Below are 25247 nucleotides of genomic sequence, written 5' to 3'. Positions count from 1 at the left end.
CCGCGCAAGAGACAACCCGGCGGGCGCCACCCCGCCCCGCCCAACGGCACAGGCCGACAGGCCGGGGCCCGGCGCCCGGCCCCGGTCAAGCCGTCGGGTTGCCCGCGCCGCCGTCCGCCGGCCGGCTGCCCGTTGAGCCCGTCGTCGCCGGGCCACCGGCCACCGAGCTCGAACCGCCCCCGCCCGCCGGCGGCTGCGACGGCGTCGCCGGCGAAGTGGGGGGCTGCTTCGTCGGATCCTTCGTCGGGTCCTTGGACGGCGTCGCGGGCGGGGAGGTCGGTTCCTTCGACGGCGACTTCGAAGGCGACTCCGGCGCGGTGGAGGGCTGCGAAGGCCCCCCGGACGGCTTGCCGCCATCGCTCGCCCCCGCGCTCGGCGACGCGCTGCCCGAGGCGCCGGGGGACGCCGCGCCCGACGCCCCCGGGGAAGCCGACCGGCCGGGCTCCCCCGGCTTGCCCGGCACCTGAGCGTGCCCCGCCTCGCCCGGACCCGGGTGGTCCGCGGTGAGGCCGTTGTCCCCGTCCTGCTGCGACGCGGAGCGGCCGGGGGTCACCTTGCCGTCGGAGGCGTCCCCGTCGTGGCTGCCGGACGTCGCGCCGAGCGTCACGACGGTGCCGAGCACCGCGGCGAGCAGCGCTCCGGCACCCGCGGCGGCGAGGTTGCGCCGGGTGCCGCTCACCATCAGCTTCCTCGCCCACGGCTGTGACGGCGGCTGCTTCCTCGCCGCCGCGGCGGGGCCGAGCCGGCGGAAGGACTCGGTCGCGACGCGGTCCTGGTCGACGGGCGTGGCGAAGGGCGACGGCATCGCGACGGGCGGTGTCGCCGACTCCTCACGGCGCGCGTCCGGGATCTCCTCACCGGCGGTCGTCCTCGCGGCCGCCGACGCGGCGGGCGGCGGCGGGAAGGCGGAGGCCGGCGTGGACGGAGGCATGGAAGAAGGCATGGAGGAAGGCACGGCCGAAGGCGCCGACGACGGCGGTGCCGTCGGGGCCACGCCGGGTCCGGTCCGTGGCGCCGCGGGCCCGTTCGCCGTCCGGCCGGAGAGGTCGGCGACGAGGGCGAGGGCGCGACGGCCCGCTATGGCACCGCGTTTGTCCGCGAGCACCCCGCGCATCCCGACCGACGCCTCCAGCTCGGCGCGGGCCCGGTCGATGTTGCCGGTGCACAGGGCGAGCACGCCCAACTCGTGGTGGAAGTACGCCTCTTCGCCGACCTCACCGCTGCGCCGGGCCGCGGCCTGGCCGTGCCGCAGGCAGCGCTCCCAGGCGCTCCAGTGCAGGGCGGCCGCGAACGCGGGCGCCGCCGTACGGGCCAGCCGCACCGCGGCCTGCGCGCGCCCGTCCTCGCCGTCGCCGGCCGTGGCCGCGAGCGCGGCGAGGATGGCGTCGGCCTCCAGGGCGGCGCGCTCGGGGGCGACGGAAGGGTGCCCGGTCCACCAGGCGTAGTGCTGGGCCGCGGCGTGCGCGAGGTCGCCCGCGTCCCGTCCGTACCCCTCGGCGAGCAGCTGGTCGGCGACGCCCGCGGCCAGCCGGTAGTGCGCGCCGGCGGCGGTGATCAGCCCGGCGGCGAGGAGTTCGCCGAGGGCGGCGTCCGCGTGGGTGTCGCCCACGAGGGCCGGCAGGTGCGCCTGGTGCGGGACCTCGCCGCCGAGGGCGACGGCGATGCGCAGGGTGTCGCGGGCGGCCTCGCCGAGCCGGGAGGCGAGCCGGGGCGCGGGGGCCGTGGCCGAGGCGAGGGCGGGCAGCGGCACGTCACTTCCCGCGGCGGCGGGCTCCGGTTCGGCGGTCTCGGCGGTGACGTACGGCCGCTCGGCGACGACGCCGAACTCGTCGGCCACGGCGGCCTCCGCGCCCGGCGGGTTGTCGCGCTGCCGCAGCAGCGCCCCTGCCTGGACGAAGCGCAGCGGCAGCCCCTCGGAGGCGAACCACAGGTCCGCCGCCCAGTCGGCCTCCTCGTCGGTGAGCGGACGGCCGACGGCGTGCTCCAGCAGCTCCAGGCAGCCGGTGCGGTCGAGCCCGCCGAGGAAGACCTCTTCGAGGTGCGAGTCGGCGGAGGGCGCGGCGATGTCGGGCGTGGCGGCGAGCAGGAACGCGCACTCGGGGGTGGCGTCGAGGAGCTCGTCGAGCGCGCTGCCGCCGAATTCGAGGTCGTCCAGGACGACGACCGCGCCGATCTCGTGGACCAGCGCCAGGAGTTCGGCCCGGTCCGGGCGGTACAGCGGCGCGTCGTGGACGGCGGCGAAGAGCTCGTGCAGCAGGTCGGTGGTGGTGCGGTGGCGGCCGCTCAGGCGCACGACGCCGTCGGGCGCGAGGTCCGCGCAGTCGGCGGCCACGGCGTCGAGCAGGGCGCTGCGGCCGGAGCCGGAGGGGCCGGTGAGGCGTACGGAGCGGCCGCGCGACAGCAGGCGGACGAGTCTCTCGCGCTCCTCCTGCCGTTCCAGCAGGGGGAGTTCGGGGCCGGCGGGGCGGGCGGGCGGCGGCGGCTGGGTGGCGCGGAGCCGCTCGGCGCGCTCGGCGGGGCCGTGCTTGCCGGGGTGGGCGGGCCGCTGTCCGGGCAGGCAGGGCTCGATCTCGCTGCCGTCGAGCGGATTGACGGTGAGGACGTAGTCGCCGGCGACGAGCCGGACGACGCGGACGGGCGCGGGCCCCTGCCCGCCGCTCTCCTGGCCCTGCGCCTCCCGCGCCGGGCCGCCGTCGGTGGCGGGCTCGTGGGCGCCGTCGCCGAATTCCTCGGATCGGTTCGTCGGGTCCATGGTGAAAGCCCCCAAAAGCGTGGCGTGCCGTCGTGCCCTCCCGGCCTGTCCGCACTCCCTCGCCCCCGGCCGGACGCCGTCCGGCCGGCGCTCAGCGTCCGGTGCCCGCCGTGTGGGCATGGTTGTACGGCCTTATGCGGCGGGAAAAACCGAACCTCAGACCTCCGGACAGTATCCATGAATCGAGGGGCGCCTCGCCGCCCGGGGGACGTCACGGTCCCATGAGGGTGAAGGGACGAAGCGGGCGAAAGCCGGAGCGGGGCACGGACGCCCCAACAGCCCCGGGCCGGGCCCTTCCCCGTCATTACCCGCGATTCCCCGCAAGGTGCTTCCCGGCGCGCTTCCGGCGCCGCACGCGCCGGTCACACTCCGGGCAGGGACTCCGCCTCGATGCCGCCCTCGATGGCGAGGATGCGGTGCAGGCGGGTGGCGACCAGCAGCCGCTGCATCCGGTCGGGCACCCCGCGCAGGACCAGCCGCCGGCCGGTGCGGCCGGCGCGGCGGTGGGCGCCCATGATGACGCCCAGCCCCGTCGCGTCCCAGGAGTCCAGCTCGGTGAGGTCGAGCACGAGGTCACCGCGGCCCGCGTCGAGCGCGGAGTGCAGGACCGTACGGGCGTCCGCCGCGCTACGGACGTCGAGGCGCCCCCCGACGACCAGTTCGGCGTGGTCGCCCCTGATGTGCATATGCGCTCCCGGGAGTGGTGCGTGATGTGAATGAGGTCCTAAAGAACTGACTGCCTCTCACACGACAAGGTTGCCGCTTGTTGGCCAACCGATACCTAATTCACCCTGGCGGGTGAGGCAGATAGCGGCGGGGGCGTCAGTGCTGGTAAAAGCCCTGGCCGCTCTTGCGGCCGAGGTCGCCCGCGTCGACCATGCGGCGCATGATCTCCGGCGGCGCGAACTTCTCGTCCTGACACTCGGCGTAGATGTTCCCGGTGGCGTGCGTGAGGATGTCCACGCCCGTGAGGTCGGCGGTGGCCAGCGGGCCCATCGCGTGGCCGAAGCCCAGCTTGCAGGCGATGTCGATGTCCTCGGCGGTGGCCACGCCCGATTCGTAGAGCTTCGCCGCCTCGACCACGAGCGCCGAGATGAGGCGGGTGGTGACGAAGCCCGCGACGTCGCGGTTGACGACGATGCACGTCTTGCCGACGCCCTCCGCGAACTCCCGTGCGGTGGCGAGGGCTTCATCGCTGGTCTTGTGGCCGCGGACCAGCTCGCAGAGCCGCATCATCGGCACCGGCGAGAAGAAGTGCGTGCCGACGACCCGCTCGGGCCGCCGGGTGGCGGCCGCGATCTTGGTGATCGGGATGGCGGAGGTGTTGGAGGCCAGCACCGTCTCGTCCTTCACCAGCCCGTCCAGGGCGCGGAAGATGTCCCGCTTGGTGTCGACGTCCTCGAAGACCGCCTCGACGACGATGTCGGCGTCCGCGGCACCGTCGAGGTCGGTGGTGGTGGTGATCCGGGCCAGCGCCCGCTCGGCGGCGTCCGCCTCCAGCTTGCCCTTGGAGACGAACTTCTCGTACGAGGACTTGATGCCGTCCGTGCCCCGCCGCAGCGCCGCGTCGGTGACGTCCCGCAGCACGACGTCCCAGCCGGCCTGGGCGGAGACCTGCGCGATCCCCGACCCCATCAGTCCGGCACCGATGACGGCGAGCTTCTTGGCCACGGCTGTCCCCTTACTCCCTGTGCACAACGCTGTTCTGTTCCGTACGCACTCTCTCGGCCGGACATTAGCGCCCATGGGGGCGGCTTTGGGAGGTTAGAGATGCGCGTCACGTCCCACATGACGGACATCACACCGAGACGGCTACCAGCCGCGCCCCACGCACCAGTTGAGTATCTCCAGCATCAGCATTCACAGTGTGCAGGTCGGGGGGCGATCCGCGGAACCGGTGGGTCCGGCGGCCGGGAACCCGCGGCGCGACCGCCGCACGGCCTACGCTCGTCCCATGGTCAATCTGACGCGCATCTACACCCGCACCGGCGACAGCGGCACCACCGCCCTCGGTGACATGAGCCGCACCGTGAAGACCGACACCCGCATCGCCGCCTACGCCGATGCCAACGAGGCCAACGCCGCCATCGGCGTCGCGATCGCGCTCGGGCAGCTGCCGGAGGAGGTCGTCAAGGTGCTCGTTCGCATCCAGAACGACCTCTTCGACGTGGGCGCGGACCTCGCGACCCCGGTCGCGGAGAACCCCAAGTACCCGCCGCTGCGCGTCGAGCAGTCGTACATCGACAAGCTGGAGGCGGACTGCGACCACTTCCTGGAGGGCCTGGAGAAGCTCCGCAGCTTCATCCTCCCCGGCGGCACCCCGGGCGCGGCCCTGCTGCACCAGGCGTGCACGGTGGCGCGCCGCGCCGAACGCTCCACCTGGGCGGCGATGGAGCTGCACGCCGACATCATGAACCCGCTGGCGGCGACCTACCTCAACCGCCTCTCCGACCTGCTCTTCATCCTGGCGCGGACGGCGAACAAGGAGGTCGGGGACATCCTCTGGGTGCCGGGCGAGAACCGCTGAATTCTCTGCGAGTCAGAGCCTCTCGCGGTCCCGGGCCGGCTCCTCGGCCGCCCCGGGCTCCGGCGGCCGCTTGGGCCAGATCGTATAGCTGAGCGCGATCACCACATTGATGCCGACGACCAGCAGCATCTTCGTCTGCCACGCCCGCAGCGAGCTGATGTCGCCGGAGTCGCCGACGTACCACACGGCGGCCTGGAGCAGGCCCGCGGCGACCGCCGCCGCCAGGCACCAGCGGCCCGCCGTCCGCCACTCACGCACCGTGCGCGCCGTGCCGTACTTCGGAGGCTCGACCGGGGGCGGGCCGCCCGCGAAGCGGTGGGCGAAGCGCTGGTCGGCCCAGGTGAGCGTGGAGTGCCCGAGGCCCACCGAGAAGCCGATGTAGACCGCGGCCAGGCCGTGCTTCCAGTCGGCCTGGGCGCCGTTCCTCAGGTCGACCGCGGTCGCGATCAGCAGGACCAGCTCCAGTACGGGCTCCAGCAGCAGCACCGCGAGGCCCGCGCGCGGCATCCGGGCCAGATAGCGCAGGCTCAGCCCGCCGGCCAGCAGCACCCAGAAGCCGGCCTCGCACACGATGATCAACGACACGATCACGGGGGTTCTCCCTTCCCTCCCCACCAGCGTCGCCCCCGCGCGCGGCCCTTTCCTCGTCGGCGGCGACGATCCTCCACTGCATCCTTCGATGTAGCGCCGCCGGCCCGCACCGCCCCGGCAGGGGGCGCCCGCACCCCTTTTGACGTGCTGTGATGGATCCATGTCCCGTTTCCCCCGCGAAGAGGTGCTCATCGCCGCCACCGGCCTGCTCGGCGGCGTGGCGCTGTACGCGCTGGGGCTGAGCAGCAGGCCGGTGGCGGCGGTGCCGGGGCGGCTCGCGCTGCTGGCGCTGGCGGTCATGGCCGGCGCCGAACTGCTGCGCCGCAGGGCCCCGCTGACGGGCCTCGCCGTCGGGGTGGGCGCGCTCACGCTCGACGTGCTCTCGGGCAGCGTCATGGCGAACGTCGCGATGTTCACCGATCTCGTCTACGCGGCGGTGCTCTACGGCCCTCCGGCCGCGTACCGCTTCATCCCGCGCGCCACCGAGGTGCTCACCGTCGTGGGGACGCTGCTGGCCGCCGCGATCGTCCGCGCCCCCTCCGCGCTGCTGGTCGGCATCGGCCTCGGCGTGATCACCATCGCCCCCGCGTGGACGGGGGTGGGGGTCCGGGTGCACCGGGACGCCGCCCGGTCCGCCCGGCTGGAGGCCGAGCGGACCGCGCTGCTGGCCGAGTTGGACCGCCGGGAGGCGGTCGGCGCGGAGCGCGCCCGGATGGCGCGCGAGCTGCACGACGTGGTGGCCGGGCACCTGTCCGCCATCGCGATCCACTCCACGGCCGCGCTGTCGATCGGCGACCCGGAGGCGTCCGACGAGGCGCTCGCCGTCATCCGGGAGAACAGCGTGCAGGGGCTCGCGGAGATGCGCCGCCTCATCGGCATCCTGCGCGACGCGGGCGCGGCGGACGAGCCCGCCGCCGTGCCCCGGCTGGACGGCGTCGAGGCGCTGCTCGACCGGGCCCGCGGAGCTGCGCGGGACGACGGCTTCGTCTTCGTCCTCCACGACGAGCGGGGCACCCGGCCGCTGCCCGCGCCGGTCGAGCTCGCGGCGTACCGCATCGTCCAGGAGTCGCTGACCAACGCCGTGAAGCACGCCGGGCCCGGCGAGGTCGCGGTGCGCCTGGCGGGCGGTGCCGGCTCCTTGGTGGTCGAGGTGACCAGCGCGTTCGACGCGGCGCCCGGCCCGCGCGCGCCGGGCTCGGGCGCCGGGCTCGTGGGCATGGGCGAGCGCGTCGCCCTGGTGGACGGGGAGTTCGAGGCGGGCCCGGCCGAAGGACCGGCCGGCCGGCAGTGGCACGTGCGGGCCGTGCTGCCCGTACCGGAGGAAGGGACGGCAGCACCGTGACGACACCCACCGACGGCGGGCCCGGGACCATCCGCGTGGTCGTCGCCGAGGACCAGGCCGCCGTGCGCTCCGGGCTCGTGCTCATCCTGCGCTCGGCGCCCGGCGTCGAGGTGGTCGGGGAGGCGGCCGACGGCGAGGAGGCCGTGCGCCTGGCCCGGGAGCTGGAGCCGGACCTGGTGCTGATGGACGTGCAGATGCCGCGCCTGGACGGGGTGTCGGCCACCCGCGTCATCACCGGGGAGCGGCTCGCGGACGTGCTGGTGCTGACCACCTTCGACCTGGACGAGTACGTCTTCGGGGCGCTGCGCGCCGGGGCCGCCGGGTTCCTGCTCAAGGACAGCGAGGCCGCCGAGCTGGTCACGGCGGTGCGGACGGTGGCGCGGGGCGAGGGCCTGATCTCCCCGGCGGTGACGCGGCGGCTGATCGCGGAGTTCGCGCGGCCCGCCGCCGCACGGCCGGGGGCGCCGGACCCGCGGATCCTGGAGCCGCTCACCCGGCGGGAGCGGGAGGTGCTCGCGTGTCTGGGCGAGGGGCTGTCCAACGCGGACATCGCGGTGCGGCTGACGATGGCGGAGGCGACGGTGAAGACGCATGTCAGCCGCCTGCTGGCCAAGCTGGAGCTGCGCAGCCGGGTGCAGGCGGCGGTCCTGGCCCGGGAGTTGGGGCTGGTCCAGACCTCTTGACCATTGGTACGGACCTTTTTACTCTCCCCACCACAACCGCGCGGAACGTGTCCGGATAGCGCACGCTCACCGGTCGCGCCACGACCCCCGCGCACCACCACCCCCCACACCCTCACCACAACACCCCCACCACAAGGCCCCACTCGAGGAGCTCCCTTGAGCACAGGTTCCTTACACCCCAGCAGACACCCCCTCTCCCGAGCCGTCGCGGTCTTCTCCGCGCTGCTCCTCCCGGCCGCCGCGCTCGTCGGTCTGGCCACCGCCCCCTCGCACGCCGCCCCCGCCCCGAAGGCGGCCTCGCTCACCGCCGCCTTCGTCAAGACCTCGGACTGGGGCACGGGCTTCCAGGGCGAGTGGACGGTCAAGAACACCGGCACCGCCGCCGTCAACGGCTGGACCGTGGAGTGGGACTTCCCCGCGACCACCACGGTCGGCTCCTTCTGGGACGCCCTGATCACCACCTCGGGCAACCACGTCACGGCCAAGAACCGGGACTACAACGGGGCCATCGCCCCAGGCGCCGCCGTCACCTTCGGCTTCGTGGCCACCGGCGACGGCGCCCCGAACGCCTGCAAGCTCAACGGCGGCACCTGTGACGGCGGCACACCTCCCGGCGACAACCCGCCGTCCGCGCCCGGCACTCCGCAGGCGACGGCCGTCACGGACACCTCCGTCTCCCTGAAGTGGCCTGCGGCCACGGACGACAAGGGCATCAAGAACTACGACGTCTACCGCGGCACGGCCAAGGTCACCACGATCGCCAAGCTCGCGTACACCGACACGGGCCTGACGCCGGGCACCGACTACACCTACACCGTCGTGGCCCGCGACACCGCCGACCAGACCGGCAAGGCGAGCCCGCCGCTGACCGTGCGCACCACGGGCGGCGGCACGAAGCCGCCGGCCGGCGACTACGCCAAGGTCGGCTATTTCGTGCAGTGGGGCATCTACGGGCGCGCGTACACCGTGAAGTCGCTGGAGGACTCCGGCGCGGCCGCGCAGCTCACGCACCTCAACTACGCCTTCTCCAACATCGACCCGAACAACCTCACCTGTCTCAATGGCGTCACCAAGGCCACCTTGCCCAACCCCGAGGACCCCAACCAGGGCGACGGCGCGGGCGACTCCTGGGCCGACTACGAGAAGGGGTTCGCGGCCGGTGAGTCCGTCGACGGCGTCGGGGACACCTGGGACCAGCCGCTGGCGGGCAACTTCAACCAGCTGAAGAAGCTCAAGGCCAAGCACCCCAACCTCAAGATCATCATGTCGGTGGGCGGCTGGACCTACAGCAAGTACTTCTCCGACGTGGCGAAGACCGACGCCTCCCGGCAGAAGTTCGTGAAGTCCTGCATCGACATGTACCTCAAGGGCAACCTGCCGGTCAGCAACGGACGCGGCGGCGACGGCTCGGCGGCCGGGATCTTCGACGGCTTCGACATCGACTGGGAGTGGCCGGGCTCCGACGGCCACCCGGGCAACCACGTGTCGAAGGACGACAAGGCGAACAACACCCTGCTCTTCGCGGAGTTCCGCAAGCAGCTCGACACGCTGTCCCAGACCACCGGGAAGAAGTACCTCGTCACCGCCTTCACCCCGGCGGACCCGGCCAAGATCGACGCAGGCTGGGACATCACCACCAAGGACGGCACGCCCAGCGTCCTCGACTCCATGGACTACGCCAACGTCCAGGGCTACGACTTCCACGGCTCCGGCAGCGACAACAGCTGGGAGCCCAACCTCACCGGGCACCAGGGCAACCTCTACACCGACCCCAAGGACCCGTACACCACGAAGTTCAGCGTGGACAAGACCGTGCAGACCTACCTCGACGCCGGAGTCGACCCGCGCAAGGTGATGCTCGGCCTGGCGTTCTACGGGCGCGGCTGGCAGCAGGTCGCCGACGGCGGCGCGCACGGCGCGTGGCAGAAGGCGAACGGGGCGGCGCCGGGGCAGTTCCCCGAGGAGTCGGGCACGCGCGGCTACGCCAACCTGATCGCGTCCGTGCCCAACCTGACCGTCTACCACGACGAACAGGCCGTCGCCACGTACGGCTACACCGGGGACAACGGCCAGTGGTGGACCTTCGACGACGCGTGGTCCATCGGCAAGAAGGCCGCCTGGCTGCGCGGCAAGGGCCTGGGCGGCGTGATGATCTGGGAGATGTCGGGCGACACGGGTCCGCTGATGTCAGCGGTCTCCACGGGCCTGGGCTGACCGACGGCCCCGAAGCGCTGAGCGCTGAACACTGAGCGCTGAGGCACCTTGACGCAGGGCGGCGCCCCCGCTCGGAGAGACAGCCCTGATCTACGCCACATTGACTCTCTGCCCGGGAGGCGCCGCCTCCAGCCAGGCCAGGAATCCGGTCAGCGCGTCCTCGCTCATGGCCAGTTCGAGCCGCGTCCCCTGATGGAGACAGATCAGCACGACGGCGTCGGAGAGCAGCGCCAGTTCCTCGTCCCCGAGGGGCGCGCGCCGCTCCAGCACCTCGATCGACGCGCGCTCCAGCACGCGCCGCGGGCGCACCGCGTAGGAGAAGACCCGGAACCACTCGATCCGGTCACTGTTGTAGCGGGCGACGCCGTAGACCCACCCCTTGCCGTCCAGCGGGGCGTCCTCCGGGACGCCCCACCGCAGGCTGCAGTCGAACGTGCCACCCGACCGCTGGATGAGCCGCCTGCGCAGCCCGAAGACAAAGAGCCCGATCAACACCAGCAAGACGACGATGCCGCTCACGAGCAGAGCGAGGACCATCTCCACCGACCTCCTCGCATCATCTAGAGCAACCGCACCTGTATTGCCTCAGCCGCGGACCGCCCTGGAGTGATCCAGTGCGGTCCGCGGCTGAGGGACGATCTCTGTGGGTCGCGGGCTAGTGAACGCCCGTGACCGCACGCAGCCGGATGTCCGCGCGACGCTCGGCGGCCGCGTCGGCCTCCGCCTTCGCACGCTCCAGCGCGCGCTCGGCGCGCTGGACATCGATCTCGTCGGCGAGCTCCGCCATCTCGGCGACGAGCGAGAGCTTGTCGTCCGCGAAGGAGATGAACCCACCGTGCACCGCGGCGATGACATTGCCCTCGGCGGTCTTGATGGTCACCGGGCCGGACTCCAGCACACCGAGCAGCGGCTGGTGGCCGGGCATGACGCCGATGTCACCCGATGTGGTACGCGCGATGACCAGAGTGGCCTCGCCGGACCAGACGCTTCGGTCCGCCGCGACCAGCTCGACGTGCAGCTCAGCAGCCAACGTGGCTCCTCGGGTCTGTCACCTGCCGGATCCGGCAGGTGTTGGGTCAAAGAATAGGGGACGTGACGACCGGGGGCGGGATCGCCCCACCCCCGGCCGTGAGCACGGGGCTCAGGAGACGCCCAGCTCCTTGGCGTTGGCCTTCAGGTCCTCGATGCCACCGCACATGAAGAACGCCTGCTCGGGGAAGTGGTCGTACTCACCGTCGCAGATCGCGTTGAACGCGGCGATGGACTCGTCCAGCGGCACGTCCGAGCCGTCGACACCGGTGAACTGCTTCGCCACGTGGGTGTTCTGCGACAGGAAGCGCTCGACGCGACGGGCACGGTGGACGACGAGCTTGTCCTCCTCGCCCAGCTCGTCGATACCGAGGATCGCGATGATGTCCTGGAGGTCCTTGTACTTCTGCAGGATCGTCTTGACGCGCGAGGCGCAGTCGTAGTGGTCCTGCGCGATGTAGCGCGGGTCCAGGATGCGGGACGTCGAGTCCAGCGGGTCGACCGCCGGGTAGATGCCCTTCTCCGAGATCGGACGCGACAGCACGGTCGTCGCGTCCAGGTGGGCGAAGGTGGTCGCCGGCGCCGGGTCGGTCAGGTCGTCCGCGGGGACGTAGATCGCCTGCATCGAGGTGATCGAGTGACCACGGGTCGAGGTGATGCGCTCCTGCAGCAGACCCATCTCGTCCGCCAGGTTCGGCTGGTAACCCACCGCGGACGGCATACGGCCGAGCAGCGTGGACACCTCGGAACCGGCCTGGGTGTAACGGAAGATGTTGTCGATGAAGAAGAGCACGTCCTGCTTCTGCACATCGCGGAAGTACTCCGCCATGGTCAGACCGGCCAGGGCGACGCGCAGACGGGTGCCCGGCGGCTCGTCCATCTGACCGAAGACGAGCGCCGTCTTGTCGATGACGCCCGAGTCGGTCATTTCCTCGATGAGGTCGTTGCCCTCACGGGTGCGCTCACCGACACCGGCGAACACCGACACACCGTCGTGGTTGTTGGCCACGCGGTAGATCATTTCCTGGATCAGCACGGTCTTGCCGACACCGGCACCACCGAACAGACCGATCTTGCCGCCCTTGACATACGGGGTCAGCAGGTCGATGACCTTGACGCCGGTCTCGAACATCTCGGTCTTCGACTCGAGCTGGTCGAAGCTCGGCGCCTTGCGGTGGATCGCCCAGCGCTCGGTGACCTCGGACTCGGCCTCCGGCTTGTTCAGGATCTCACCGAGGGTGTTGAACACCTTGCCCTTGGTGACGTCACCGACGGGGACGGTGATGCCCGTGCCCGTGTCGGTGACGGCGGCCTGGCGGACCAGGCCGTCGGTGGGCTGCATCGAGATGGCGCGGACCAGGCCCTCGCCCAGGTGCTGCGCGACCTCGAGGGTCAGCGTCTTGAGCTTGCCGTCCTCGGCCGGGTCGGCGACCTGGACGTGCAGCGCGTTGTAGATCTCCGGCATCGCGTCGACGGGGAACTCCACGTCGACGACCGGGCCGATGACCCGCGCGACGCGGCCGGTGGCCGTGGCGGTTTCAACAGTCGTGGTCATAGTGGTCAGTCACTCCCCGCGTTAGCGTCGGCCAGGGCACTGGAGCCACCGACGATCTCGCTGATTTCCTGGGTGATTTCGGCCTGTCGGGCCGCATTGGCAAGGCGCGACAGCGTCTTGATGAGTTCGCCGGCGTTGTCGGTCGCCGACTTCATCGCGCGGCGGCGGGCGGCGTGCTCGGAAGCGGCCGACTGCAGCAGCGCGTTGTAGATACGGCTCTCGACGTACCGGGGCAGCAGGGCGTCGAGGACGTCCTCCGCCGACGGCTCGAAGTCGAAGAGCGGAAGGATCTTGCCCTTCGCGCCCTCCTCGGGCTCCTCCGCCGCGTCGAGGGTGAGCGGCAGCAGCCGCTTCTCGACCGGCGACTGCGTCATCATCGAGACGAACTCGGTGAAGACGATGTGCAGCTCGTCGACGCCGCCCTCGGCCGTGTCCAGCTGGACCGCCTCGATCAGCGGACCCGCCACGCGCTTGGCGTCGGCGTACGTCGGGCTGTCGGTGAAGCCGGTCCACGACTCCGCCACCGGACGCTCCCGGAAGCCGTAGTACGCAACGCCCTTGCGGCCGATGATGTACGTGACGACGTCCTTGCCCTCCGAGCGCAGGCGCTCGGTGAGGCGGTCCGCGGCCTTGATGGCGTTGGAGGAGTAGCCGCCGGCCAGACCGCGGTCGCTCGTGACGAGCAGGACCGCGGCCCGGACCGGGCGCTCGACCTCGGTGGTCAGCGCGTGCTTGGTGTTCGAACCGGTCGCAACCGCCGTCACCGCGCGGGTGAGTTCACTCGCGTACGGCGTCGATGCCGCCACCTGGCGCTGCGCCTTGACGATGCGCGAGGCGGCGATCATCTCCATCGCCTTGGTGATCTTCTTGGTCGCGGTGACGGAGCGGATGCGACGCTTGTAGACCCGGAGCTGGGCTCCCATGGATCAGGTCCCTTCCGTCGTCGTCACTTCGCGGAGCCGGCCGTGGCGTCGTCACCGAGAAGCTTGCCGTCCGAGGTCTCGAACTGCTTCTTGAAGGTGGCGATGGCCTCGGCGAGCGCCTGGAGGGTGTCGTCGGACATCTTGCCGCCCTCGACGATGCTGGTCATCAGGCCCTTGTGCTCGCGGCCCAGGTAGTCGAGCATCTCGCGCTCGAAGCGCTGGATGTCCTCGACCGGCACGTCGTCCATCTTGCCGGTGGTGCCGGCCCAGACGGAGACGACCTGGTCCTCGACCGCGTACGGGGCGTACTGGCCCTGCTTCAGCAGCTCGACCATGCGCTTGCCGCGCTCCAGCTGCGCCTTCGAGGCCGCGTCCAGGTCGGAACCGAAGGCGGCGAACGCCTCCAGCTCGCGGTACTGGGCGAGGTCCACGCGAAGCCGGCCGGAGACCTGCTTCATGGCCTTGTGCTGGGCGGAACCACCGACACGGGAGACCGAGATACCGACGTTCAGCGCCGGGCGCTGGCCCGCGTTGAAGAGGTCGGACTCCAGGAAGCACTGGCCGTCGGTGATGGAGATGACGTTGGTCGGGATGAACGCCGACACGTCGTTGGCCTTGGTCTCGACGATCGGCAGACCGGTCATCGAGCCGGCGCCCATGTCGTCGGAGAGCTTGGCGCAGCGCTCCAGCAGACGCGAGTGCAGGTAGAAGACGTCACCCGGGTAGGCCTCACGGCCCGGCGGGCGGCGCAGCAGCAGGGAGACGGCGCGGTAGGCGTCGGCCTGCTTCGACAGGTCGTCGAAGACGATCAGGACGTGCTTGCCCTGGTACATCCAGTGCTGACCGATGGCCGAGCCGGTGTACGGGGCGAGGTACTTGAAGCCGGCCGGGTCGGACGCGGGAGCGGCGACGATCGTCGTGTACTCCAGGGCGCCCGCCTCCTCCAGCGCGCCGCGCACGGACGCGATGGTGGAGCCCTTCTGGCCGACGGCGACGTAGATGCAGCGGACCTGCTTCTTCGGGTCGCCGGAGCGCCAGTTGTCGCGCTGGTTGATGATCGTGTCGACGGCCAGCGCGGTCTTGCCGGTCTGGCGGTCGCCGATGATCAGCTGTCGCTGGCCACGGCCGATCGGCACCATGGCGTCGACGGCCTTGAGGCCGGTCTGCATCGGCTCGTGGACCGACTTGCGGACCATGACGCCCGGGGCCTGCAGCTCCAGGGCGCGGCGACCTTCGGTCGCGATCTCGCCGAGGCCGTCGATCGGGTTGCCCAGCGGGTCGACGACGCGGCCGAGGTAGCCCTCGCCGACCGCGACGGAGAGCACCTCACCGGTGCGCTGCACCGGCTGGCCCTCCTCGATGCCGCTGAACTCGCCGAGGACGACCGCACCGATCTCGCGCTCCTCGAGGTTGAGGGCGAGACCGAGGGTTCCGTCCTCGAACCGCAGCAGCTCGTTCGCCATGGCCGAGGGAAGACCCTCGACCTTAGCGATGCCGTCGCCGGCAACGCTGACCGTACCGACCTCCTCGCGCGAGGCCGCGTCCGGCTTGTACGCCTGGACAAAGTTCTCCAGCGCGTCCCGGATCTCCTCCGGCCGGATCGTGAGCTCCGCCATCTGGGTTCCCTGCTCTCCTTGTTGGGCCCGAAGTATTTCTTCCCCGGGGGCCGGCTTCCGCAGCGGTCGCGCTGCGGGCCCCCGGAGGACACCGTCGGCCCAACTCGGGCCGTCAGTCATGCTCTTGAGTTGGTGGCTGGTCAGCCGGCCATCCGCCGCTCCGCCTCGGCGAGGCGGTCGGCGATGCTGCCGTTGATGACCTCGTCGCCGATCCGCACCTGGACGCCACCGAGGATCTCGGGGTCGACGTCCATGTTGAGGTGGACCCGGCGTCCGTACAGCTTCGCCAGCGTGTCACCAAGGCGCTGCTTCTGCGCCGCGCTCAGCGGCACCGCGGAGGTGACCACCGCGACCATCCGGTCCCGGCGGTCGGCGGCCAGCTTGGACAGGGCGGTGAGCCCTGCCTCCAGGCTACGACCACGCGGCTGTCCCACCAGACGGATCACGAGGCGCTCGGTGACCGGGTTGGCCCGGCCGCCCAGCAGCTCGCTCACCAGACCGGTCTTGGCGCCGCGCCCGGCGACCTTGTCGGTCAGCGCGGAGCGCAGCTCGGGGCTCGCGCCCACGATCCGGCCGAAGCGGAACAGCTCGTCCTCGACGTCGTCCAGGACCCCGGCCCGCTCGGCGGCGACGAGGTCGGCCGTCGCGGCCAGCTCCTCGAGCGCGTCCACCAGGTCGCGCGAGCGCGACCAGCGGGAGCGGACCATGCCGGCCACCAGGTCGGCACTCTCGCCGCCCACCTGGCCACCGATCAGGCGGCGCGCCAGCTCGGCCTTGGCCTCGCCGGACTGCGCCGGGTCGGTCAGGACCCGGCGCAGCGACACCTCGCGGTCGAGCAGCCCGGTCACGGCGGCCAGCTCTTCGGCCAGCTTCGCCGCGTCCACGGCCGTGTTGTCCGCCAGCGCGTCGAGGCGCTCACGTGCGGAGGCCAGGGCCTCCCGGCTCGCTCCGCTCATCGGGTGGCCTCGACCTTCGTCACGTCGGCCGCCTTGGCCTCGAGGTCGTCGAGGAAGCGGTCGATGGTGCGGCTCTGCCGGCCGGCGTCCGCCAGGGACTCGGCGACGATCTTGCCGGCCAGGTCGGTGGCGAGCTTGCCCACGTCCTGGCGGAGCGACGCCGCGGCGGCCTTGCGGTCCGCCTCGATCTGGGCGTGGCCGGCAGCGATGATCTCCTCGCGCTGACGCTGTCCCTCGGACCGCATCTCGGCGATCACCGCGACACCCTGCTCCTGCGCCTCCTGGCGCATCCGAGCGGCCTCGTGGCGGGCGTCGGCAAGCTGCGCCCGGTAGTCCTCGAGCACCTGCTGGGCCTCGGCCTGGGCGGCCTCGGCCTTCTCCATACCGCCTTCGATGGCCGCGCGACGCTCTTCCAGAGTCTTGTTGATCGTCGGGAGGAGCTTCTTGGCCAGGAAGATGAAGACGATGGCGAAGGCGATCAGACCGATGACGAGCTCTGGGATCGGCGGGAGGAGGGGGTTCTCCACTTCCTCCGCCAATGTCAGGGCGTTCACATCAATGCCTTCCGTCGAAAACAGTGGTCGTCAGGCTGCGGATCAGGCAGACGGGTAGACGAACGGCATGACCAGACCGATCAGGGCGAGCGCCTCACAGAAGGCGAAGCCGAGGATCTGGTTGGCGCGGATCAGGCCGGCGGCCTCGGGCTGACGGGCCAGCGCCTGGGTGCCGTTACCGAAGACGATGCCGACGCCGACGCCGGGGCCGATCGCGGCGAGGCCGTAGCCGATCGAGCCCAGGTTGCCCTTGATCTCGACACCAGCGGCGATGGTCTGGAGAGCAGCAGACATGCTCGTTCTTCCTTCTCTTTCACGGACCGGTGGGGGTTGGCCACCGGACGATTGTTGGTCTGGGGAGCGGGGGTGCTCAGTGGTGCTCGGCGAGCGCGCCCTGGACGTAGTTGGTGGCCAGCAGCACGAAGACGTACGCCTGGACGGCCTGGATGAAGAGCTCGAACGCGGTCATGACGACGGTCATCACGAACGAGACGCCGGCGTAGGCGAAGCCGATGCCGTTCATCAGGTACCAGCTGGCGATGGTGAACATCAGGATCAGCACGTGACCGGCGAACATGTTCGCGAAGAGTCGCACCGCGTGTGTGAAGGGCCGGACCAGGACGTTCGAGAAGAACTCGATGGTCATGGCGAGCGGCAGCACCGGGCCGAGCGTCTTGTCGTAGCCGGTGATGTTCTTCAGACCGCCGACGAAGCCGTGCTTCTTGAACGTCAGGTACATCCAGAGGACGTAGACGATCAGGGCGAGGGCGGCCGGGAAGGCGATGATCGACGTCACGGGGAACTGGGCGACCGGAATGATCGACCACAGGTTCATGATCCATACGAAGAAGAACAGCGAGACCATGAGGGGGACGTACTTCTCGCCCTCCTTCTTGCCGAGCGCCTCGTAGACGATGCCGCGGCGGACGAAGTCGTAACCCGCCTCACCGACCATCTGAAGCTTGCCGGGGACCACCTTGGCCCGGCCGAACGCCGCCCAGAAGAAACCGATGACGATGACCGTGGTGAGCACGGCCAGCAGCATGGGCTTGTTGAAGTCGTAGCCGCCGACAGTGAAGAGCGGTTCAAACAAGAACGAGTGGAGCCCTGGGGCTGGGAAGCCGCACCCATCGAAGATGTGGCAATCGGTCTCGAAGGCGAGCATCTGGTCAGCACTCACCGCGAGCTCCTTCAGCGTGGCGCATAGGTACGGCAACCTCGTTGTGTCGGCGCGGCGCACAGCCGCGGAACGGCACTGGACTGGTCTTGCGGATGGGGGGGCAGGTGATCGGCGCGGGGCCGGTCTGGGTATTCGGCATCAGCTGCATGGACTGCCGATTCCGTCCCGGGATTCTCGGGTGTTCAGCTGCCTGCGCCCACTGTGCCTCAGATGGCACCGGACGATAGCAGGTGAGCGCCGGCACCTTTATCGCGGCCCTACCGGTCACGTCGGGGACCCGGCGGGCGCGGACTTCTTCGCCTCGGCGGATTCCGGATCGACGTACAGGATCTTGGCCTTCAGATAGGCCCGGGTCTGGGCGGCGGTCCACACGAGGACCGCGCCGAGGAGCGCGAAGGCGAAGGCCCGGGTGTTGAAGAGCGTGGTGTCCCGGAAGACCGCCAGCACGACGGCGGAGATCAGGAACTGCGTCACGTAGAGCACCAGTCCCATGGCCTGAAACAGGTGCGGGAAGGACTTGGCCGTGCGCTGGAGAACGTAGAGGCCCAGGGCCATCACACCGCCCGCGACCAACGTGCCGACGGCGGCGCCGACCGCGCCTTTGCCACCGGCCAGCACACCGCTGACGACGACTGCGACAACGCCCGCGACGGCGGTCGGGACGGCGCACTGCAGGAGTGTTCGGGCGTCGTTGGACTGCATGAAGGGTTTCTCCGGCGAGAGGTCGGAAGCAACGATTCGTCGTGGACGAGCGTATCCCCGGGAGTGAGACATGACTCTCGACGAAGGACCGCCGCACTACGGTCCTTCGGCTCTAGCACCGGGTTTCGTGAACGGTATCACAAACTATTTGATGAGGTCTTTACCTACATCGTGTGCCGGACGTCACACGGACGTGTCAACCCGCTGGTCATTGGGCTGACGCGACGGCATTTCCTCTGCTAAAGCGCCCTCTCAGCGCTGATTGCTGATCTTCCTGACGTGATGGAAACGGGACCGGTCGCCGATGGCGGTCGCCCCGTGGATCCCGGCGGGCACGGGCTCGCGCTCCTCGGAGGCGGCGGCGTGCTCGGCGGCCGCGCCGAGCGCGGGCTCCACGGCCGGGCCGGCCAGGGCTCTCTTGCGCCGGTAGCGCGGCGGAACGAATGCCTCCGCCCAGCGCGGGGCACGCGGCCTGAAGCGCGGCAGCAGCAACAGCACCAGGCCGACGGCGCTCAGCGCCACGATCAGCAGGACGATCCAGACGCTCGCCGAGTGCACGGAGTAGGCCACCGTGCCGAAGCCGATGAGCGCCGACCAGAAGTACATGATCAGCACCGCGCGGCTGTGCGAGTGCCCGAGCTCCAGCAGCCGGTGGTGGAGGTGGCCGCGGTCCGCGGCGAAGGGCGACTGGCCGTTCCAGGTGCGCCGCACGATCGCCAGCAGCAGGTCGGCGACCGGCACGGCGATGACCGTCAGCGGGAGCAGCAGGGGGATGTAGACCGGCACCATCGCCTGCACGGCCTGCCGCTCGCCGCCGACCTGCTGGTAGAGCAGGTCCGGGTCGACCTGGCCGGTGATGGAGATCGCGCCCGCGGCCAGCACGAGGCCGATGAGCATGGAGCCGGAGTCGCCCATGAAGATGCGGGCGGGGTGCATGTTGTGCGGCAGGAAGCCCAGGCACATGCCCATCAGGACCGCGGCGAAGAGCGTCGCGGGCGCGGCGGCCTCGATGTTGTGCCCGAACCAGAGGCGGTAGGCGTAGAGGAAGAACGCCGCGGCGGCGATGCAGACCATGCCCGAGGCGAGGCCGTCCAGGCCGTCGACGAAGTTCACCGCGTTGATGGTGATCACGACGAGGGCGACCGTCAGGAGGGTGCCCTGCATGGAGGTGAGCGCGACCGTTCCCACGCCGGGGATCGGGATCCACAGGATCGTCAGGCCCTGGAGCACCATCACACCGGCGGCGATCATCTGGCCGCCGAGCTTCACCAGGGCGTCGACGCCCCACTTGTCGTCCAGCACGCCGAGCAGCCAGATCAGCCCGGCGCCGGAGAGCAGGGCTCTGGGCTCGTTGCCGAGCTCGAAGACCTTCCCGAGGTTCGACAGGTGGGCGGCGACGAGCAGGCCCGCGCAGAGCCCGCCGAACATAGCGATGCCGCCGAGCCGCGGTGTGGGCTCACGGTGCACGTCGCGCTCGCGGATCTCCGGCATCGCGCCGGCGACGATCGCGAACTTCCGCACCGGTCCCGTCAGCAGATAGGTGACCGCCGCGGTGACGCACAGCGTCAGGAGGTATTCACGCACGGGCCGCCCCAGAGGTCGCGCTGGTCATCACAGCCCCACACCATATTCGCGTCCGCCCCCGATACGTGAATACAGCCGTAGACGAATGGCCGTCCCGAGATGGTTGCAGTCCTCAGGTGTGGCCGGGATAAGGAGGAAAGGCCCGCACCAGCTCGGTGACCGCCGCGCGTGCCCCGCCGTCCGGGCCGCCGGAGCCCAGCGCCGCGCCGAGCAGCACGGCGATCCGGGCCATCTCCGGCTCGCGCATGCCCTGGGTGGTCACCGCGGCCGTGCCCAGCCGCAGGCCGTGCGCGGTGCCGTGGGGCAGGCCGCAGATGTCCAGGACGATGCCCGCGGCGGCGAGCCGGGCGCGGGCCGTGAGGGCGTCCAGAGCGAGCGCGGAGACGTCGCCGGTGACGATGTGGGTGTCGGTGCCTCCCGTGGTCACAGCGACGCCCTCAGCGGCCAGGGCGGCGGCGAGGAGACGAGCGTTGGCCACGACTTGGTGGGCGTACGCGGTGAAGGCGGGGGTCGCGGCCTCACCGAAGGCCACGGCCTTGGCCGCGACGGTGTGCATCTGCGCCCCGCCCTGCGTGAAGGGGAAGACCGCGCGGTCGATCCGGCCCGCCAGTCCCGCGCGGCACAGGATCAGCCCGCCGCGCGGCCCGCGCAGCACCTTGTGGGTGGTGGCGCAGACGACGTCGGCGTACGGCACCGGGCTGGGGGCCGCTCCCCCGGCGATCAGGCCGATGGGGTGGGCGGCGTCGGCGACGAGGTAGGCGCCCACGTCGTCGGCGATCTCCCGGAAGGCGGCGTAGTCGGGGTGGCGGGGGTAGGAGATCGAGCCGCAGACGATCGCCTGGGGGCGGTGCTCGCGGGCGAGGGCGCGCACCTGGCCGTAGTCGATCAGGCCGGTGTCGCGGCGCACCCCGTAGCCGACGAAGTGGAACCAGCGGCCGGAGAAGTTCGCCGGGGAGCCGTGGGTGAGGTGGCCGCCGTGCGGGAGGGCCATGGCGAGCACGGTGTCGCCGGGGCGCAGCAGGGCCGCGTAGGCGGCGAGGACGGCGGAGGAGCCGGAGTGCGGCTGGACGTTGGCGTGCTCGGCGCCGAAGAGCGCCTTGGCGCGCTCGACGGCGGTGCGTTCGACGAGGTCGACCACTTCGCAGCCGCCGTGGTGGCGGGCGCCGGGATAGCCCTCGGCGTATTTGTTGGCCAGCGGGGAGCCGAGGGCGGCGAGGACGGCGGGCGAGGTGAAGTTCTCGGCGGCGACCAGCTGGAGGCACCCGGCCTGCCGGTCGGCCTCGCCGAGGAGGAGGCCGGCGATCTCCGGGTCCTGCCGTGTCAGCGCGTCCAGGCCCGTGGACCGGTCGCCGCGTGGCCTCTTTGGTGCCGCGGCGCCGGTGGCCACCGCTGCGCTGAGGCCCTGAGTGGGCAGTGGGGTGGACATCGCGGGCTCCGACCTGTGCGGTGCGATGGGTTCAGCACCAATGTAGGCCCACGCTGTCCCGGATGCCCGGCTTTCCGCCGATTATCCCGGCGCGGTTCCGGTTGTTCCCGCACGGTTCCGTAAGGCCGTCCCGGAGCGGCCCCTTCCGGCGGGGCCGCGCCTCAGGGGCGGCCCGGCACCCCGGTGAGGGCGGTGAGGACCGGGTCGAGCGCCTGGTTGATCTCGTCGCCGATGGAACGGAAGAAGGTGATGGGGGCGCCGTAGGGGTCGTGGACCTCGTCGGCCTCCGCGTTGGGCGCCAGCAGCCAGCCGCGCAGCGCGGCCGCGGCCTGCACCAGGGCGCGGGCGCGGTCGATCACCCCGCCGGCCCGCTCGGGGTCCGGGAGGGTCGCGGGGTCTATGGCCCGCACGAGCCGGGTGAACTCCTTCAGGGTGAAGGTGCGCAGGCCCGCCGAGTGGCCCATGGAGATGACCTGGGCGCGGTGGTCACGGGTGGCGGTGAGCACCAGGTCGGCACGGATGACGTGCTCGTCCAGGAGCTCACGGCCGATGAAGCCGTGCGGGTCCGCGCCGAGGTCGGCCAGGACGGTGGCGGCGTGCGCCTCCATCGGGGCGCCCTCGTGGCCCCAGGTGCCCGCGCTCTCCACCACCAGGCCGCCCGCGTAGGGGTCGCCGAGGCGGTCGGAGAGGGCATGGCGGGTCAGCCGCTCGGTGATGGGGGAGCGGCAGACGTTGCCGGTGCTGACGTGGAGGATGCGGAAGGTGTCGGTGGAACTGTCCGTGCCCGGTCCCGCTATGCCACGCCCCTGCGGGGCGATCAATTCGCCACCTCGAGGTCGGGTACTACCTCGCGGAGCTGCTCGGCGCTGATGGCACCGGCGCGCAGCAGGACGGGGACCTTGCCGGTGACGTCCACGATGGAGGACGGCACGTCGGCGGGGGTGGGCCCGCCGTCGAGGTAGACGGAGACGGAGTCGCCGAGCATGCCCTGGGCGGCGTCGCAGTCCTGCGGCGCCGGGTGGCCGGTGAGGTTGGCGCTGGAGACGGCCATCGGGCCGAACTCGGTGAGCAGCTCGATGGCGACCGGGTGCAGCGGCATCCGGACCGCGACGGTGCCGCGGGTCTCCCCCAGGTCCCAGGTCAGCGACGGCTGGTGGGTGGCGACGAGGGTGAGCCCGCCGGGCCAGAAGGCGTCGACGAGCTCCCACGCCTGCTCGGAGAAGTCCGTGACGAGCCCGTGCAGGGTGTTCGGGGAGCCGATCAGGACGGGCGAGGGCATGCCCCGGCCGCGGCCCTTGGCCTCCAGGAGGTCGCCCACGGCGTCCCGGCTGAAGGCGTCCGCACCGATGCCGTACACCGTGTCGGTGGGCAGCACGACCAGCTCACCGCGGCGGACCGCGGCGACGGCCTCGCGCAGACCGGTCTTACGGTCGGTCGCGTCGCTGCAGTCGTATCGCCGTGCCATCTACGAGACCTCCTCGTGCGGAAAAAACAGGACAAGAGTGCGGGGTGCCGTGCTCACGGCATCGCCTTCCGGGCGGTGGCGAACCGCGGCCGGTTGTTGAGGTCGGGGTGGTCGGCCGCGTCGGCCCAGCCCCGCTCCTCGGTGAAGATCCACGGCACCTGGCCGCCCTGGGTGTCGGCGTGCTCGATGACGACGACGCCGCCCGGGCGCAGCAGCCGGTGGGCGGTGCGCTCGATGCCGCGGATGGTGTCGAGGCCGTCCTCGCCGGAGAAGAGCGCGAGCTCGGGGTCGTGGTCGCGGGCCTCGGGGGCGACGTACTCCCACTCGGTGAGCGGGATGTACGGCGGGTTGGAGATCACCAGGTCGACCTGGCCGTCGAGCTCGGGGAGCGCGGTGAGGGCGTTGCCGTGGTGCAGGGTGACGCGCGAGCCCTCGACGTTCTTACGGGCCCAGCCGAGGGCGCCCTCGTCGAGCTCGACGGCGTGCACGCGCGAGCGCGGCACCTCCTGGGCGAGGGCGAGGGCGATGGCCCCGGAGCCGGTGCACAGGTCGACGATGAGGGGCTCGACGACGTCCATGGCGCGCACGGCGTCTATGGCCCAGCCGACGACCGACTCGGTCTCGGGGCGGGGCACGAAGACGCCGGGGCCGACCTGGAGCTCCAGGTAGCGGAAGAAGGCACGGCCGGTGATGTGCTGGAGCGGTTCGCGGGCCTCGCGGCGGGCGACGGCCTCCCAGTAGCGGGCGTCGAAGTCGGCGTCCGCCACGTTGTGCAGCTCACCCCGCTTGACGCCATGGACGAAGGCGGCGAGCTCCTCCGCGTCGAAGCGCGGAGAAGGTACGCCGGCGTCGGCCAGCCGCTGAGTGGCTTGCGCCACCTCGGCGAGCAGCAGATTCACAGTGGTCCTCTCGCGCGTTCGTTACGGTCGTTCCATCGCCGGGCAGGCCGGGGCCGGCCCGTCCGGCGCTCGGTTCCTCGGGTCAGCTCGCGTCGGCGAGCTTCGCCGCCGAGTCCGCGTCGACGCACGCCTGGATCACCGCGTCCAGGTCGCCGTCGAGCACCTGGTCCAAGTTGTACGCCTTGAAGCCGACCCGGTGGTCCGAGATGCGGTTTTCGGGGAAGTTGTACGTCCGGATCTTTTCGGAGCGGTCCACGGTGCGGACCTGGCTGCGGCGGGCGTCCGCGGCGTTCTTCTCGGCCTCCTCCTGGGCGGCGGCGAGCAGCCGGGACCGCAGGATGCGCAGGGCCTGCTCCTTGTTCTGGAGCTGGCTCTTCTCGTTCTGGCAGGAGGCCACGATGCCGGTCGGCAGGTGCGTGATGCGGACGGCGGAGTCCGTGGTGTTGACGGACTGGCCGCCGGGGCCCGACGAGCGGTAGACGTCGATGCGCAGGTCGTTGGCGTGGATCTCGACGTCGATCTCCTCGGCCTCGGGCGTGACGAGCACGCCGGCGGCGGAGGTGTGGATCCGGCCCTGGGACTCGGTGGCGGGCACGCGCTGGACGCGGTGGACGCCGCCCTCGTACTTCAGCCGGGCCCAGACGCCCTGGCCGGGCTCGGTGGCGCCCTGGCCGCCCTTGGTCTTCACGGCGACCTGGACGTCCTTGTAGCCGCCCAGCTCCGACTCGGTGGAGTCGATGATCTCGGTCTTCCAGCCCACGCGCTCGGCGTAGCGGAGGTACATCCGCAGCAGGTCGCCCGCGAAGAGCGCGGACTCGTCGCCGCCCGCGCCCGCCTTGACCTCGAGGATGACGTCCTTGTCGTCGCTGGGGTCGCGCGGGACCAGCAGCAGCCGGAGCTTCTCGGTGAGCTGCTCGCGCTGCTTCTCCAGGTCCTTGACCTCGGCGGCGAAGTCGGGGTCGTCGGCCGCGAATTCGCGCGCGGTCGCGATGTCCTCGCCGGTCTGCTTCCAGGAGCGGTACGTCCCGACGATCGGGGTCAGCTCGGCATAGCGCTTGTTGAGCTTTCGGGCGTTCGCCTGGTCCGCGTGCACGGCGGGGTCGGCGAGCCGCTTCTCGAGGTCGGCGTGCTCGCCGATCAGTTCCTCGACTGCCTCGAACATCAAGATTCCTTCAGCGGAAGTGACGGGCCTGCTGGACGACAAAGCGCCGGTCCGGTCACCCTCGCAACGAGGGCGACCGAGGACCGG

24 protein-coding genes are annotated in these 25247 nt (G+C 71.3%); 4 read left to right on the top strand and 20 right to left on the bottom strand.

From position 1 onward, the window contains the following. Nucleotides 1–85 precede the first annotated feature (85 nt). The 3 genes from ACZ4A5_RS17395 to ACZ4A5_RS17385 all read right to left on the bottom strand — a co-directional run bounded on the left by ACZ4A5_RS17395 (nucleotide 86) and on the right by ACZ4A5_RS17385 (nucleotide 4423). Nucleotides 86–2752: an ATP-binding protein gene (locus tag ACZ4A5_RS17395; RefSeq protein ID WP_467583969.1), complete on the bottom strand. Its 2667-nt coding sequence runs from the start codon at nucleotides 2750–2752 to the stop codon at nucleotides 86–88. A 362-nt stretch (nucleotides 2753–3114) separates the two neighbouring features. Continuing rightward, nucleotides 3115–3438 (bottom strand): STAS domain-containing protein, encoded by a 324-nt coding sequence (locus ACZ4A5_RS17390; RefSeq protein WP_361527260.1) that lies wholly within the window; start codon nucleotides 3436–3438, stop codon nucleotides 3115–3117. A 136-nt stretch (nucleotides 3439–3574) separates the two neighbouring features. Continuing rightward, nucleotides 3575–4423: a 3-hydroxyacyl-CoA dehydrogenase family protein gene (locus ACZ4A5_RS17385; protein ID WP_467583966.1), complete on the bottom strand. Its 849-nt coding sequence runs from the start codon at nucleotides 4421–4423 to the stop codon at nucleotides 3575–3577. Nucleotides 4424–4706: 283 nt separating this feature from the next. Here ACZ4A5_RS17385 and ACZ4A5_RS17380 point away from each other — a divergent pair, with 283 nt between their 5' ends. Next, on the top strand, nucleotides 4707–5279 hold the full coding sequence (locus ACZ4A5_RS17380; RefSeq protein WP_398873345.1) for a cob(I)yrinic acid a,c-diamide adenosyltransferase: 573 nt from the start codon (nucleotides 4707–4709) through the stop codon (nucleotides 5277–5279). A gap of 12 nt (nucleotides 5280–5291) precedes the next feature. On the opposite strand, the gene ACZ4A5_RS17375 is transcribed toward ACZ4A5_RS17380, so the two are convergent. Then, entirely contained in the window at nucleotides 5292–5870 is a 579-nt protein-coding gene (locus ACZ4A5_RS17375; RefSeq protein ID WP_467583963.1) for a hypothetical protein, read from the bottom strand. A 160-nt stretch (nucleotides 5871–6030) separates the two neighbouring features. Between ACZ4A5_RS17375 and ACZ4A5_RS17370 the strand changes: the two genes are divergently transcribed. The 3 genes from ACZ4A5_RS17370 to ACZ4A5_RS17360 all read left to right on the top strand — a co-directional run bounded on the left by ACZ4A5_RS17370 (nucleotide 6031) and on the right by ACZ4A5_RS17360 (nucleotide 10109). Beyond that, nucleotides 6031–7212 (top strand): sensor histidine kinase, encoded by a 1182-nt coding sequence (locus ACZ4A5_RS17370; protein WP_467583960.1) that lies wholly within the window; start codon nucleotides 6031–6033, stop codon nucleotides 7210–7212. Beyond that, complete coding sequence (locus ACZ4A5_RS17365; RefSeq protein ID WP_467583957.1) at nucleotides 7209–7895, top strand: response regulator; 687 nt, start codon at nucleotides 7209–7211, stop codon at nucleotides 7893–7895. Before ACZ4A5_RS17370 ends, ACZ4A5_RS17365 begins: the two co-directional genes overlap by 4 nt. A 156-nt stretch (nucleotides 7896–8051) precedes the next feature. After that, entirely contained in the window at nucleotides 8052–10109 is a 2058-nt protein-coding gene (locus tag ACZ4A5_RS17360; RefSeq protein WP_467583954.1) for a glycosyl hydrolase family 18 protein, read from the top strand. Nucleotides 10110–10199: 90 nt separating this feature from the next. Here the strand turns inward: ACZ4A5_RS17360 and ACZ4A5_RS17355 are convergent, their stop codons facing one another. From ACZ4A5_RS17355 to prfA, 16 genes are all read right to left on the bottom strand, one after another. After that, on the bottom strand, nucleotides 10200–10646 hold the full coding sequence (locus tag ACZ4A5_RS17355) for a DUF2550 domain-containing protein (protein ID WP_398873355.1): 447 nt from the start codon (nucleotides 10644–10646) through the stop codon (nucleotides 10200–10202). 118 nt (nucleotides 10647–10764) lie between these two features. Then, nucleotides 10765–11139 (bottom strand): F0F1 ATP synthase subunit epsilon, encoded by a 375-nt coding sequence (locus tag ACZ4A5_RS17350; RefSeq protein ID WP_467583950.1) that lies wholly within the window; start codon nucleotides 11137–11139, stop codon nucleotides 10765–10767. A gap of 111 nt (nucleotides 11140–11250) precedes the next feature. Next, a complete protein-coding gene (atpD, locus tag ACZ4A5_RS17345; RefSeq protein WP_361527242.1) occupies nucleotides 11251–12693 on the bottom strand; it encodes a F0F1 ATP synthase subunit beta in 1443 nt (480 codons plus the stop codon). Nucleotides 12694–12698: 5 nt separating this feature from the next. Beyond that, the gene (locus ACZ4A5_RS17340) at nucleotides 12699–13616 is read right to left on the bottom strand and encodes a F0F1 ATP synthase subunit gamma (protein WP_467583948.1); all 918 of its coding nucleotides are present in this window, start codon (nucleotides 13614–13616) and stop codon (nucleotides 12699–12701) included. A 23-nt stretch (nucleotides 13617–13639) separates the two neighbouring features. Then, complete coding sequence (gene atpA, locus ACZ4A5_RS17335; RefSeq protein ID WP_398873359.1) at nucleotides 13640–15232, bottom strand: F0F1 ATP synthase subunit alpha; 1593 nt, start codon at nucleotides 15230–15232, stop codon at nucleotides 13640–13642. A gap of 140 nt (nucleotides 15233–15372) precedes the next feature. Beyond that, complete coding sequence (locus tag ACZ4A5_RS17330) at nucleotides 15373–16188, bottom strand: F0F1 ATP synthase subunit delta (RefSeq protein WP_467583943.1); 816 nt, start codon at nucleotides 16186–16188, stop codon at nucleotides 15373–15375. Beyond that, on the bottom strand, nucleotides 16185–16742 hold the full coding sequence (locus ACZ4A5_RS17325; protein WP_467583940.1) for a F0F1 ATP synthase subunit B: 558 nt from the start codon (nucleotides 16740–16742) through the stop codon (nucleotides 16185–16187). Before ACZ4A5_RS17325 ends, ACZ4A5_RS17330 begins: the two co-directional genes overlap by 4 nt. Nucleotides 16743–16784: 42 nt before the next feature. Then, complete coding sequence (atpE, locus tag ACZ4A5_RS17320; RefSeq protein WP_087926250.1) at nucleotides 16785–17036, bottom strand: ATP synthase F0 subunit C; 252 nt, start codon at nucleotides 17034–17036, stop codon at nucleotides 16785–16787. Between the two features lie 76 nt (nucleotides 17037–17112). Further along, nucleotides 17113–17922: a F0F1 ATP synthase subunit A gene (gene atpB, locus ACZ4A5_RS17315; RefSeq protein ID WP_467583937.1), complete on the bottom strand. Its 810-nt coding sequence runs from the start codon at nucleotides 17920–17922 to the stop codon at nucleotides 17113–17115. A gap of 264 nt (nucleotides 17923–18186) precedes the next feature. Continuing rightward, nucleotides 18187–18624, bottom strand: a complete 438-nt coding sequence (locus tag ACZ4A5_RS17310) for a hypothetical protein (protein ID WP_398873364.1) — start codon at nucleotides 18622–18624, stop codon at nucleotides 18187–18189. A 252-nt stretch (nucleotides 18625–18876) separates the two neighbouring features. Next, nucleotides 18877–20208: an MraY family glycosyltransferase gene (locus ACZ4A5_RS17305; protein WP_467583935.1), complete on the bottom strand. Its 1332-nt coding sequence runs from the start codon at nucleotides 20206–20208 to the stop codon at nucleotides 18877–18879. Nucleotides 20209–20320: 112 nt separating this feature from the next. After that, nucleotides 20321–21634 (bottom strand): serine hydroxymethyltransferase, encoded by a 1314-nt coding sequence (locus ACZ4A5_RS17300; RefSeq protein ID WP_467583932.1) that lies wholly within the window; start codon nucleotides 21632–21634, stop codon nucleotides 20321–20323. 161 nt (nucleotides 21635–21795) lie between these two features. Beyond that, nucleotides 21796–22455 carry an arsenate reductase/protein-tyrosine-phosphatase family protein gene (locus ACZ4A5_RS17295; protein WP_467583929.1) on the bottom strand — a complete coding sequence of 220 codons (660 nt, stop codon included), beginning with the start codon at nucleotides 22453–22455 and terminating at the stop codon, nucleotides 21796–21798. Next, nucleotides 22452–23099 (bottom strand): L-threonylcarbamoyladenylate synthase, encoded by a 648-nt coding sequence (locus ACZ4A5_RS17290; RefSeq protein ID WP_467583926.1) that lies wholly within the window; start codon nucleotides 23097–23099, stop codon nucleotides 22452–22454. Before ACZ4A5_RS17290 ends, ACZ4A5_RS17295 begins: the two co-directional genes overlap by 4 nt. A gap of 53 nt (nucleotides 23100–23152) precedes the next feature. Next, entirely contained in the window at nucleotides 23153–23998 is an 846-nt protein-coding gene (gene prmC, locus ACZ4A5_RS17285; protein WP_361527223.1) for a peptide chain release factor N(5)-glutamine methyltransferase, read from the bottom strand. Nucleotides 23999–24080: 82 nt separating this feature from the next. Beyond that, nucleotides 24081–25160, bottom strand: coding sequence for a peptide chain release factor 1 (gene prfA / locus ACZ4A5_RS17280; protein ID WP_366003345.1), 1080 nt, complete (start codon nucleotides 25158–25160; stop codon nucleotides 24081–24083). Between the last annotated feature and the right edge of the window lie 87 nt (nucleotides 25161–25247).

Source organism: Streptomyces sp. NPDC025618, assembly GCF_055558795.1.
This window is presented reverse-complemented; position numbering and strand designations above follow the sequence as displayed.